This window comes from Paraburkholderia bengalensis (genome assembly GCF_037126505.1).
Classification (GTDB): Bacteria; Pseudomonadota; Gammaproteobacteria; order Burkholderiales; family Burkholderiaceae; genus Paraburkholderia; species Paraburkholderia bengalensis.
Genome location: NZ_JACFYJ010000045.1, coordinates 1 through 12,384, shown reverse-complemented (window position 1 = coordinate 12,384; position 12,384 = coordinate 1). Strand labels below are relative to the sequence as shown.

The 12,384-nt window shown below is 66.5% G+C and carries 10 protein-coding genes and 1 pseudogene; 5 read left to right on the top strand and 6 right to left on the bottom strand.

The features are described 5' to 3' along the window. Positions 1-13 precede the first annotated feature (13 nt). Positions 14-604 carry a xanthine dehydrogenase accessory protein XdhC gene (gene xdhC, locus H3V53_RS24190; RefSeq protein WP_336600119.1) on the top strand — a complete coding sequence of 197 codons (591 nt, stop codon included), beginning with the start codon at positions 14-16 and terminating at the stop codon, positions 602-604. A gap of 1 nt (position 605) precedes the next feature. Here xdhC and H3V53_RS24185 read toward each other — a convergent pair whose 3' ends face one another. From H3V53_RS24185 to H3V53_RS24170, 4 genes are all read right to left on the bottom strand, one after another. After that, positions 606-1,652 carry a LysR substrate-binding domain-containing protein gene (locus H3V53_RS24185; RefSeq protein ID WP_336600118.1) on the bottom strand — a complete coding sequence of 349 codons (1,047 nt, stop codon included), beginning with the start codon at positions 1,650-1,652 and terminating at the stop codon, positions 606-608. A gap of 48 nt (positions 1,653-1,700) precedes the next feature. Next, on the bottom strand, positions 1,701-1,823 hold the full coding sequence (locus H3V53_RS24180) for a hypothetical protein (protein WP_336600117.1): 123 nt from the start codon (positions 1,821-1,823) through the stop codon (positions 1,701-1,703). Positions 1,824-1,877: 54 nt separating this feature from the next. Further along, a complete protein-coding gene (locus tag H3V53_RS24175; protein ID WP_336600116.1) occupies positions 1,878-2,522 on the bottom strand; it encodes a 2-hydroxychromene-2-carboxylate isomerase in 645 nt (214 codons plus the stop codon). Positions 2,523-2,768: 246 nt separating this feature from the next. Then, positions 2,769-4,301, bottom strand: coding sequence for a TAXI family TRAP transporter solute-binding subunit (locus tag H3V53_RS24170; RefSeq protein WP_336600115.1), 1,533 nt, complete (start codon positions 4,299-4,301; stop codon positions 2,769-2,771). Positions 4,302-5,139: 838 nt separating this feature from the next. On the opposite strand from H3V53_RS24170, the gene H3V53_RS24165 reads away from it, so the two are divergent. The 3 genes and pseudogenes from H3V53_RS24165 (at position 5,140) to H3V53_RS24155 (ending at position 8,699) form a co-directional block, all read left to right on the top strand. After that, positions 5,140-5,484 carry a BON domain-containing protein gene (locus H3V53_RS24165; RefSeq protein WP_336600114.1) on the top strand — a complete coding sequence of 115 codons (345 nt, stop codon included), beginning with the start codon at positions 5,140-5,142 and terminating at the stop codon, positions 5,482-5,484. Positions 5,485-6,096: 612 nt separating this feature from the next. Further along, positions 6,097-8,219, top strand: a pseudogene (locus H3V53_RS24160) (D-(-)-3-hydroxybutyrate oligomer hydrolase). Between the two features lie 225 nt (positions 8,220-8,444). Next, positions 8,445-8,699 carry a hypothetical protein gene (locus tag H3V53_RS24155; RefSeq protein WP_336600113.1) on the top strand — a complete coding sequence of 85 codons (255 nt, stop codon included), beginning with the start codon at positions 8,445-8,447 and terminating at the stop codon, positions 8,697-8,699. Between the two features lie 57 nt (positions 8,700-8,756). Here the strand turns inward: H3V53_RS24155 and H3V53_RS24150 are convergent, their stop codons facing one another. Continuing rightward, positions 8,757-9,545: a sulfite exporter TauE/SafE family protein gene (locus H3V53_RS24150; protein ID WP_336600112.1), complete on the bottom strand. Its 789-nt coding sequence runs from the start codon at positions 9,543-9,545 to the stop codon at positions 8,757-8,759. A 436-nt stretch (positions 9,546-9,981) separates the two neighbouring features. Here H3V53_RS24150 and rarD point away from each other — a divergent pair, with 436 nt between their 5' ends. Then, on the top strand, positions 9,982-10,857 hold the full coding sequence (gene rarD, locus H3V53_RS24145) for an EamA family transporter RarD (protein ID WP_336600156.1): 876 nt from the start codon (positions 9,982-9,984) through the stop codon (positions 10,855-10,857). A 101-nt stretch (positions 10,858-10,958) separates the two neighbouring features. Here rarD and H3V53_RS24140 read toward each other — a convergent pair whose 3' ends face one another. Next, the gene (locus tag H3V53_RS24140; RefSeq protein ID WP_336600111.1) at positions 10,959-11,603 is read right to left on the bottom strand and encodes a LysE family translocator; all 645 of its coding nucleotides are present in this window, start codon (positions 11,601-11,603) and stop codon (positions 10,959-10,961) included. Between the last annotated feature and the right edge of the window lie 781 nt (positions 11,604-12,384).

Genomic DNA, 12,384 nt, shown 5'->3' with positions numbered 1-12,384 from the left:
AAGGGAGCCCGACATGATGCACGTTCCGTCTTTCGCGGAGACGCCCGTTCAGATCGGCAGAAGCAGCGGCCATGCGACGAAGCTGCCGCCGCCGATGCACATCGTGCTGTTCGGCGCGGGGCACGTCGGCCATGCGCTGATCGCGTTGCTCGGCCGGCTGCCTTGCGTCGTGCAATGGGTCGACGAGCGCGACGAACTGTTCCCCGACGAGGTGCCCGCGAACGTGCAGATCGAAGCGACCGACACGCCCGACGCTATCGTCGACCAGGCACCCGCCGGTGCGTACTTCCTCGTGATGACGCACAACCACGCGCTCGATTTCGCGCTGGCCGAGCGCATCATGCGCCGGCGCGATTTTGCGTACTTCGGCATGATCGGTTCGAAGACCAAGCGCGTGAAGTTCGAGCGCCGGCTGATCGATCGCGGTGTCGATTCGCTGCGCCTGTTCGAGATGACGTGTCCGATCGGCGTGCCGGGTATCGTCGACAAGGCGCCGACGTCGATTGCCGTCGCGGTGTGCGCGGAGTTGCTGCAGGTGAGGTCGCAGCAGATTTCGCTGGCCGATCTCGCGCCTGTTCAGCAGGCGGAGTGCGCAGGCGTCTGATTCATCCGCCGATTCCTCCAGCGGGCGCGGCGGAAGTTTTCGCCGCGTCTGTTTTTTTTCCCGTCTTCTTTTCGTCCGTCTTCGTTTGGTCCGACTTCGCGGTGGTCCGCGAGCGCCGCGCCTTCTTCGCGACCAGCCGCTCCGACACTTGCGCCATCAGGCCGCGAAGCCACGCGACATCGCTTGGCCGGTCGGGCTGCGGATGCCACATCTGATAGCACTTGATGCGCGGAAACGGGATCGGCACATCGACGACGGCGAGGGGCAGCATCTCCGCGTAATGCAGCGCGAAGCGGCGCGTGGTCGTGAAGATCAGGTCCGATTGCAGCAGCACTTGCGGCACGAGCCCGAAGTACGGCAGCGTCGCGACGACGCGGCGCGACGCGTGTGCGCGCGCGAAGCCCATATCGATTGCGCCGCCGCGCGCGCCGCTGTAGTGAGCGGGCGCGAGATGCGGCGCGGCGAGATAGGCGTCGCGCGTGAGAGGCGCCTTCGCGAGGGGATGATCGGCGCGCATCATGCACACGACGGTATCGGAGAACAGGTCGCTGCGCTCGAAGCGCGCGTCGGGCTTCGGCCAGTTGCCGATCACGAGGTCGAGCTCGCCCGCATCGAGTGCGCCGGCGTGATCGAACAGCGGTCCCAGCGACTCGATCTCGAGCCGCGCATGCGGCGCCGCCTCGCGAAACTGCGCGATCACGGTCGGCATGAAGAAGTCGTTGAGATAGTCGGGCGCGGCGATGCGGAACGTGCGGCGCGAGCGGTCAGGCTCGAAGTCGCCATGCGGCGTGGCGACGAAGTCGACGTCGCGCAACACCTTCTGCGCCGACGCAAGCAGCGATTCGCCGTATTCCGTTGGCACCATGCCGGACTTGCCGCGCACGAGAATCGGATCGTTCAGCGTTTCGCGCAGCTTGCGCAGCGCGGTGCTGATGGCCGGTTGCGTCTGGTTCAGCCGCAGCGCCGTCTGCGTGACGCTGCGCTCGACCAGCAGCGTGCGCAGCACGCGCACGAGCCAGATATCGAGAGAAGCGGCGGTGTCGTCCATGAATCGGCGGGGCGGTGCAGGCCCGTTAAGGCGTTTCGAATGCGTGTGTCAGACGGCATCGCGCGTGCGGCGGCTGTTCCGATGCGAGGCCGCGCGCACGCGCGCGAAGCTATAACCATAGGCCCGTTTGCCCTGCGCAAGCCATAGCGGACGCCATATGACGGGCATCACGGCGGGCCTCCTCGCGGCGCAGCCTCCACGCGGCGGCATGCGCCGCGGCGCCGCTCAGGCCTTCGCCATCCCGGACGGCAGCGACGTGATCCGCTTCACTTCCTTCGAGTCGAGCCAGTTCGGCGTGCGCGCGCAGTAGAGCACCATCGGCAGCGCGTCTTCGCCCCAGAACAACTGCTTGTTCAGCCAGAAGGTCGGCACGCCGAACACGCCGAGCGCGATCGCATCCGCGACGTTGCGCGCCAGTTGCGCGCGCGTCGCTTCGCGCGCGATCAGCTCTGCGCCGTCGGGCGCGTTCAGACGCTCGCACAGATCGGCGAAACCATCCGGCGTGGACGGATCACGCCCATCGCGCCAGATAAAGCGGAAAATCTCGCGCACCGTGTGCAGGTCGGAGCCGAGCGCGATCGACAGCAGCATCGGCTTCATGGAGTCGAACGGATGGGCGGGCGGCATGCGAAACGGAATGCCCAGTTGCTCCGCGCGAAAGAGCGCATACCGGTACGTGAAAATGCGTTTCGCGGGCACGTCGTAGGCGACCCGCTGCCCCCAGTGGCGATACAGCTCGTGCAGCAGCACGGGCGTCAGCGCGAAGGGCAGCTCGGGCCATTTGTCGTGCTGTTCGAGAAGCAGATACGAGAACGGTGAGACAAAGTCGTAAAACCACAGTGGCTGCGTGGCGTCGATGCCATTGGTCATGATGTCTCCCGGTTGCCTGAACGTCGGGCTGTCGGTGGTGCCGTGCTTCAGCCCGTTCTGGTTGTTTCGATCTTACGCGGAGCACGCCGCGTGCGCATCATTGGACGAAATGCCGTCGCAGCAGCGCGCGGCACACCAAAACCCGACCATGCCAGAGACGGGGCGGGCATTTGCGTTGCATTCACGTTGAATTTGCGCGCGTTTGCGCCGCGCTTGCGTCGGGTTTGCAATTTGGCGCCGGGCGCTTCACGAGCCCGAACCGCCGTGACCCGCTTCCTCGCTTTCCCGGTCCGGCTGGCCATCGGTCTCCCGATCGGACGGCCCCGCGTGGCTCGCCGCTCGCGCCTGGGCCCGGCCAATCGCGCCCGGACTCGGGACGGGCGCCTGGGACGCGCTGCCCGCGTCGCGCGCGGCTTCGGAATCGCGCGTGAGGCGGGCCCGCACGAAGCCGATATGCTCGCGCAGCACATAAAACTGATCCGCATACGCAAGCGGCATTTTCAGCCCATTGACGGACTCTTCGATCTTGTCGAGCCGCTCGACGAGCGCCTCGCGGTCCGCCGCCGACGTATCGCCCAGCGCCTCGCGTTCGATCGCGATCAGCGCGCCGTACCAGCGGTAGATGCGCGACTTGACGCGCCATGCGTAGAGCGACGGCACGAGCCGCAGCCCCGGAATCAGCACGACGATGATGGGCACCAGCACGACCAGCAGCCGGTCCGCGAGACTCGCGAGCCAGAACGGCAGCACGCGGTACAGGAAGCTCTTGCCGGACTTGTAGTAGCGCGCGGCGTCGTCGCTGATCGGGAAGTCGCGGGCGAGCGGCGCCGGGAATTCGCCCGCCTTCTGCAGCGCCGTCGCGCGGCCGTGCACCTCGCGCGCCGCTTCGATCAGCAGGTCGGACAGCGCCGGGTGCAGCGAATCGCGCGCGACCAGTTCTTCCGTCGGGGCGACCATGTGGAGCGCGGTCGACGGCAGATTTTTGCCGAGGTCGAACGAGCCCATCGGCATTTCGATCTGCGTCAGATACGGAAAGCGCTTCGCATACGCACCCGCCTGCGTGAAGTCGTAGAACTGCACGCCCGCCGTCCGATACAGCTTGCCCATCACAGGCGGCTGGGCGGAGTCGCCCGTCAGGAAAGCCGCGTCGATCTTGCCTTCCGTGAGCGCCTTCGCGGCGTCGTCGCCGGACAGGGACAAGAGCTTGGTCGGTCCGTCGGGCGTGATGCCGTTGGCCTTCAGCAGCTGCAGCGCCAGCTCGCGCGTGCCGCTGCCTTCGGCGCCGATCGCGATGCGCTTGCCCTTGAACTCGGACAGCAGCGTGACCATCGGCCCCCGATAGAAGATCGCCACAGGCACGTACGCGACGCTGCCGAGCGACATCAGATTGTCCGTCGACTTCTGCGGCGCGACGCCGTCCTGCACGAAGCCGACGTCGACGTTCGCGTGGGGATCGGTCAGGCGCCGGTAGTTATCGAGCGAGCCTTCCGTCTCCAGCACGTTCAGCGTGATGCGGTTGCGCGCGAGGATCTCCTTGTACTTCTGCGCGGCGACCCAAAAAGTGCTGCCTTTGGGACCCGCCGCCATCGTCATCGTGCTGGGCGGCGCGGGCTGGATCAGGCGCACGGCGACATAGATCGCCACGGCGCTGATCACGAGGATCGGGCCGAACGAGACGGCGAGGTCGCGCCATGAAATCGCCACGAACCGGGCGACGAGGCGGGGCGGGGGCTTGCGTTGGGCGGTGCGTTCCGGGCGACGTCCGTCGGAAGGCTTCATGAGAATGCTTGACTGTCAGGTGAGTTTGGTTTGTCGGGCGGGCGCGCCACGCGGGCTTGCGTGGCGGCCCGGCGGCATCGCGGGCGGCCGCCATGCGTGCGTGGCCGGGTGTCGCAAGGCGCCGGGGGCGCCCATTTCGACGTTCGCGCCGATGGTACATGAGATTGACGGCGCGGCGGCGCGCCCGGGCGGATCGCCGCGCGACAAACGCGTAACAAAAAGTGACCTCGGGGGCCGCGAGCAACGCGCGACTTCGCTTCCGCCGGGCGCTGCCGCGCGGGCCGCCGGGTCGGCTGATGGGAGCATGACTGGGCACATGAATGGGCGCACGGATGGCTGCACCGATGTCCGCACCGATGTCCGCACCGAAAGCCGCCCCGAAAGCCGTCCCGAAAGCCGCCCCGAAAGCCGCCCCCGCCAACGACGCCCGCCATGCCCGCTCGGCGTTACGTGAAGCTCCGCTTGCGACGTGCGAATCGCGCCAAGGCGGCGCCGCGAACCGTGCATGACACGCGATATCCTTTGCAGAACTTTCAAGGCTAGATTACATTGGCAACGCTGCCGCGAATCAAACGTTGGCGCAGCGCGACCCGGGCAGACTTCCTACCAGACCTGGGCACGCTGCCAGCGCCGCGGCGGGCGGCCGGCGCCGCGCATCGTCATGCACCGTGCAGCGCGCAGGCCGTCGCCACTTCCCATGCCTCTCTCGCAGACCGTGATAACGCTCCAGGCTCGCCATCGCCTCGTTGCGCGTTTGCGCGCGCACGCGATCGGGCCGCCCGCAGTCGTAACCAGCCGCTAGTCAAACGCGGTCCAAACCAAAGCAAAAGGAGAAGTTATGAAATCGGTCGATTTTCTGAAGGCACTGGGTGGTGTCGTAGCAATGGTCGTCGCATGCCACACGTATGCCCAGGCAAGCGACTCCATGGCGCCGGCAGCGCCCGCCGCCAACGCGAAAACCGCCAAGCAGGCAAACCGCGCGCTCGGCCGCAAGGTCCGCTCGGCGCTGGCGAAGACGCAAGGCCTCGACGTGTCGGCGATCAACGTCCGCGCCAACGGCGGTGCCATCACGCTGACGGGCACGGCGCCCGACAACGACCAGATCCAGAAGGCTGGCGATGTCGCGAAGGGCGTGGCAGGCGTGACGTCGGTGTCGAACAAGATCAACGTTCAGCAGCAGTAAGCGAAGTTGCCGCGCCAGCGCCGACGGACCGCATTCCGTCGGCGGGCGGCGGCGCACTGAGCGCCGGACGCACGCTGCACGATGTGGCGTGCTTACCGGTCAGAATGACAAGCGGGCTCCCTTTGCACAGGCAGCCCGTTTCGTTTTGGGCGGCTGTTTTGCGGGTCTCCGTCCGGGCCTTTTGCGGGCGATTCGTTGCGCGCGCATCGGATTCGCGCGGCCGACACCCATGCGACGGCGCGCCGCGCTCTACGAAACGCGACTGCGCGGCGGAAGTCTCTTTGTGTGGACATGCCGCGCGTCATCGCTGAAAGCCGCGTCTGGCGGGCGTTGCAACGGTTCGTAAGCGGCGCGGCGGGCGCTCAGGCATTCCGGCTGTCTCCGTTTAAAGACGATGCGCGCCGGGCGTCTCGCTCGTTCGCAACAGCAAAACGGGCGCCGAGCCCAACGAAAGCCGAGGCCACAACGCGTCAGACCAATCGCGTTGCAAAGATAGCGGCCAATCGGCGCGAAACTTGCATCGGAGCAGCGCCGCAGTCGCGCCCACTGCGTTGTGCATCGCTTGCATCCGGGCACGGCACGGCATCGACAACAAAACACCGGAGACGAACAATGACAGGGAATGTGTTGTTCAGATGTACCGCCGCCGCCCTTTGCACGGCCGCGGCGTCCTTCCTGCTCGCCGCATGTGGCCACGACGACGACCATCCGGGCCAGACGGCCAACGCGCTGCCTTCCTTCGTGGTGTCGGGCAGCGTCACCACGACGGCCTACGACGGCAACAGCGACGACCTCCTGACGGGCGGTCTTGGCAAGTCGGGCCTCGGCAGCGCGACGCCGCCTACGTTCGCGAATGCCGCCAGTCCCACCGCCGCGGAATTGCGGCGCCTCGCGATATGGTCGAATTACCGCGCGCTCGTCGACATGTCGTCGAACGGCGGCTATGGGCGCTTCTGGGGGCCCAACGTCGATCTGAACGGCAACGACACGCTCGGCGAAGGCAAGATCGCAGGCACCGAATACCTCGCCTATGCCGACGACGGCAGCGGCAAGCAGAACGTGACGCTGATGGTCCAGGTGCCGAAGTCGTTCGATCCGAACCATCCCTGCATCGTCACAGCGACGTCATCGGGCTCGCGCGGCGTGTACGGCGCGATATCGGCGGCGGGCGAGTGGGGTCTCAAGCGCGGCTGCGCCGTCGCGTACACCGACAAGGGCAGCGGCAACGGCGCGGAAGAACTCGGCACGACGCAGGTCACGCTGATGAACGGCACGCTGGCGCCGACGCAGACGGCGGGCACGCGCAGCCTGTTCACCGCGAACGTTTCGTCGGGCGATCTGGCGACGTACAACGCGGCGTTCCCGAACCGCTACGCGTTCAAGCACGCGCACTCGCAGCAGAACCCCGAGCAGGACTGGGGCAAGGACACGCTCGAAGCCGTGCAGTTCGCGTACTGGGCGCTCAACCAGCAGTTCGCGCCGACCGTCAATAACGACCCGCAACAGCATGGCGTGCGATATCGCGCGGGCGGCATCACGACGATCGCGGCTTCCGTGAGCAACGGCGGCGGCGCGTCGCTCGCAGCCGCCGAGCAGGACACGCAAGGTTGGATCACGGCCGTCGTGGTCGGCGAGCCGCAGATCAATCTGAACATGGCGCCGGCGGCGCAGGTGCTCGAAGGCGGCGTGCCGATTCCTGCCGCTGGCGCGCCGCTCGCCGACTACATGACCTACGCGAACATGCTGCAGCCGTGCGCGGCGGCCGCGACGGCTGCGGCGGGCGCGCCTTATCTGACGGCGCTGCCCACCGCGACCACCAATGCAATCCGCCAGGCGCGCTGCGCCTCGCTCGCGGCGGGCGGCTTCGTGAGCGGCGCGGACGAAACGAGCCAGGCGAACGACGCGCTCAATCGCCTGCATGCGGCCGGCTATGAAACCGACTCGGATCTGCTGCACGCGCCGATGTGGGATTCACAGGCCGTGCCCGCCGTCGCCGTCACGTATGCGAACGCGTACACGAAGTCGAGCGTGACGGACAACCTGTGCGGCTTCAGCTTCGGCACGACGAACGCGTCGACGGGCGCGGCGGGCGTGGCGCCGACGGTCTCGCCGATGCTGTCGATATTCGGCCTGGGCAACGGCGTGCCGCCGACCAACGGCATCAATCTGGTGTACGACAACTCGACGGCGCCGGGCGGCGCGGACCATCGGCTGGCGACGGCCGACGCGAGCTACGCGGGCGCCGCGTGCCTGCGCGCACTGTGGACGGCGGCGATCCGCGCATGCAGCAGAACGTCAACGCGATCCGCGTGAACGCGAATCTGCACGGCAAGCCGGCCATCATCGTGCAAGGACGCAGCGACGCGCTCGTGCCCGTGAACCACGCATCGCGCGCGTATCTGGCGATGAACAGCATCACGGAAGGATCGAAGAGCCAGCTGGCGTTCTATGAAGTGCTGAACGGGCAGCACTTCGACGCATTCCTGAGCACGGCCGGTTTCGATACGCGCTTCATTCCGGTGCACTACTACAACGTCCAGGCGTTGAACCTGATGTGGAGTCACCTGAAGAACGGCGCGCCGCTGCCGCCGTCACAGGTGATCCGCACGGTGCCGCGCGGCGGCACGGCGGGTGCTGCGCCTGCCCTGACGGTGGCCAATCTGCCCGCCATTTCGGCGAGCCCGGGTGCGAATGCGATTCAGATCGGGTCAGGCACGGTGAACGTGCCGAAGTGACCTGAGAGGTCGCGCGGCCCGCAGAACATGCAGAAAAAAGACGGGCCGCGTGACGGGCAGGTGACAGAAAACGGGCGGTGGGCGGGCAGTGAGCGGGTCCGTCGTCCCACGTACGTGAAAGCCTTCGCCCAAAGGCGACGGATCTTCGTTCATGTGCGCCGTGACACACTTTTTACCCATGGGGTGCAGTACTGTGAAGCTAATGAGGCTTCATGGAGCGATGGCATGGACACGACCCGCTTCACCTACACGGATCTGCCGATCGGCGAACGCGCGGCATTCGAGCTGGTATGCGCGCGACATGGTTTTGCGCCCGCGCACTTCGACATCACGGCAAGCGATGATCCCGACGACACGTCGCATCGGTCGCGTCTGCTGACGATACGGCGCGGCGGCTGGGCGCAGTCGTATCACGAGGACACGGCAGGCCATTGGGTGCGCCAGTTCGAGACCGATCTGAACTGCCGCTTCTTCAAGTGATCGCAGTGAGATGCGCAGGAACGGCGGCGCGCGGCTGGCGTCGCCGATGGCCGTTCGTCAGGCCGTCACGAGCTTGACGCCGACGAGTGTCAACGTCGCGGCAAGCAGGTTGCGCAGCAGCTTGTCGGGCGCCTTTGACGACAGATAGCTCCCCATCACGATGCCCGGCAGCGAGCCGATCAGCAGCGACACCAGCAACGACCAGTCGATCGACCCGAGCAGCCAGTGCCCGGCCCCCGCGAGCAGCGTGAGCGGGACGGCATGCGCAATGTCCGAGCCGACGATGCGCGCGGTCGGCAGCAGCGGGTAGAGCAGCAGCAGCACCGTAACGCCGATCGCGCCCGCGCCCACGGAAGTCAACGACACCAGCGCGCCGAGCACCGCGCCCGTCAGCATCGTCAGCGCGAGCGTGCTGCCCTGGCCCGTCGCGCGCTTGCGCGCAGCCGCGAACGCGGTGAGTTGCGGCCGGAACACCAGCGCGATCGCCGTGATCAGCAGTGCCACGCCCAGCACGACGGAAATCAGATGGGCGCCGCGCGGCGAATTCATCCCGTAGCGGTGCAGCAGGATCAGCGTGACCGTGGCGGCCGGCACGCTGCCGGCGGCGAGGCGCAGCGTGACCTGCCAGTCGATCGAACCCTTCACGCCGTGCACGAACGTGCCCGTCGCCTTGGTCGCGGCGGCGTAGAGCAGGTCCGTGCCGACGGCCGTCGCCGGATGAATGTTGAACAGCAGAACGAGGATCGGCGTCATCAGCGAGCCGCCGCCGACGCCCGTCAGCCCGACCAGAAAGCCAACGAAAAGACCGGATGCCGAATACAGGAGATCGATGTGGGGAAGGGCCATTGCGCGGACCGCGGACGGTCGTAAAAGGTTGCGGGCAAACTTGCCGGTGCTGTCGCCGGGGCGCCGCGCCCGTGCCTGCGGGTCGCGCGGTCTGGTCGCGGATCGGTTCCGGTTCGGTTCGGTTCGGTTCGGCTCCGGTTCGGTGCCGTTCCGTGACGGTTCAGTCCCGCTTCGGTCCCGCTTCGGTGTCGATCCGCTCGTGATCCGGACGGGCGGCGTCGCGGCGAGAGTCCGCTATTGTCGCAAAACCGGCGCTGACGCGTACGATTACGCGCAGATCCACGGCATAGGGCGCTGCCCGACACCTGGCTTACAATGCATGGCTGGCGCGACGGCTACGCCTGCGAGCCGCCAGGCGCGTGCCATGCCCGGCGAGGCTCCTGCGCCCGATCCGCTCGTGCGTTTCATCCAGCATCCCATCCGCAGACCGATAAAAATGAATCCCGGCGTCGCCTACGCATTGCTTGCGTTCACCCTGTGGGGGTTGTTCCCCGTCTACTTCAAGTCGCTGCATCAGATTTCTCCTGTGGAAATGCTCGCGCACCGGATGGTGTGGTCGATGCTGTTCCTGTTCATCGTGCTCACCGTGCGCCAGCAATGGCGCTGGCTCGGGCCGGTGCTGCGCGACCGGCGCCTGCTCGCGCGTTTCGCGGCTAGCGCGCTCTTGCTGTCGACGAACTGGGGCATCTATATCTGGGCCGTCAACGCGGGGCATATCGTCGAGGCGAGCCTTGGGTATTTCGTCAATCCGCTGATCAACGTGCTGTTCGGTCTCGCGTTTCTCGGCGAGCGTCTGCGGCGCGTGCAGTGGCTGGCCGTCGCGATTGCTGCCTGCGGCGTGCTGTGGCTCACGTGGGAGACGGGCCATCCGCCGTGGATCAGCCTCGCGCTCGCGTTCAGCTTCGCGGGCTATGGGTTGCTGCGCAAGACAGCGCAGCTTGGCGCACTCGAAGGGCTGACGCTCGAAACGGTGCTGCTCTTTCCCGTCGCCGTGCTGTACCTGTTTTTCGTTTCGTCGTCGGGAGGCAGCGGTTTCGGCACGGCGTCGTTAGGGGTGAAGGCGCTGCTCGCGCTGGCCGGACCGATCACGGCCGTGCCGCTGCTGCTGTTCGCGGCGGGCGCGCGACGCATTCCGCTGTCGATGCTCGGGCTGATCCAGTACGTAACGCCGTCGCTGCAGTTGCTGATCGGCGTGCTGGTCTATCGCGAGCCGTTCGGCGAGGCGCAGCTGATCGGATACGGCGCGATCTGGATCGCGCTCGCGCTGTATTCGCTCGACGGATTGTGGCGCGCGCGGTTCGCGCGGGCATGACGCTGAACGGCTGTGCTAAACGTTGAGCTCGACGGGTGAGCTAGAGATAAATCGAGGGCCGCACGCGAGCGACCCTCGATCTGCGGGCGGGCTTGCCCGTGTCAGATCGCGCGCTTGACTTCGATCACGCCGAACGCCGCGAGCGCGAACCCTGCGATGCGGTCGATGATCACGCGCAGCTTGTGTCCGATGGCATGCCGCGCGAGCGACACGGCCGTCACGAGGAAACACCACCACGCGATCGATCCGCAAAACACGCCGCACACGGTGGTCAGCGCAACGGCCGACGAGAACGGCCCGCGCGGCGCCAGCGTCGTGAAGAGCGCGGCGAACATGATGACCGTCTGAGGATTGGTGAGCGTGAGCAGCAGTGCGCTGGCGAAGGCCTTCAGCGCGCCCGCGTGGCCGATGTTCGCGAGCTTGCCGTCGCTGTTGTCAGTGCCGTTGCCGTTGTCGGCGGGCACTTTCTGCAGCATCGTGCGGATGCCGAGGTACAGCAGAAAGAGGCCCGCGACGATGTGAAGCGGCTTGTCGTAGGCAAGCATGAACTGCGACACGCTGACGAGGCCAAGCGCGGCGACGAGGCCGTAGATGGCGTCGCCGCTCGCGATGCCGAAGCCGATCGCGAGACCGGCGCGCGGGCCGTCGGTGAGCGTGCGACGGATGCAGAGCATGCCCATCGGCCCGACGGGGGCGGCGACGGCCAGGCCGACGCCGGCTGCCGTGAGGAAAAGTGCTGTCGTCAAGGTGTGCTCCTGGTTTTAGGTTTGGTTTTGTCTGCGACGCTTTTGGTCTTGCGTCTGTTTGCCTTTGCTTTTTGCTGTTTTGCTTCGCGGCGGGGGTTGCCGGTGTGTGTTTGCCCTTTGCGTGCGCATCCGCGTTGCGCCTTCGCGGCGCGGGCGTTGCCCCTGTGCGGGGCGGCACCTACTTTTCTTTGCAGCGGCAAAGAAAAGTAGGCAAAGGAAAGCCGCTCACACCGCCAGCCTCTGACATTTGCCCACGGGCTCTCGACGTCCCCACATTTCACACCGCAGTGTACTAGCACGCGCGAGTTGTCAGCGCATTTGCGTTTGCCTCACCCACTTCACGTACCTGCGTTGTACCACGCGCGCACGAACATCCCCCCCGCCCCAATGCGGCAAACTCTGTGTAGCCGATCGCGCCACACACGAAACCATTGCTACTGATAAGACACTGTGGCTTCAAATTGGGTTTGCAATTCGGGCACTGTCCGATGGGGCGGGACAACCGACACAGAGTTTGCCGCAAGGGGGCGCGAAACGTGAGATGTGGCTGGCGTTTGCGCGGGTGCATGAAGCGGGCGAAGCGCATGGCGAGCGCGTTGGCAACGGACGCGTTTAGCGCGGTGCCGCGCGAAGTGCGGGGACGTTGAGAGCCCGTGGGTAAGTGACAAGGATTGGCGGTGTGAGCCCGCTTTCTTTGCTTACTTTCTTTGCGGCGGCAAAGAAAGTAACTGCCGCCCCGCACAGGGGCAACGCTTGCGCCGCGAGGCGCTATCGCGGATGC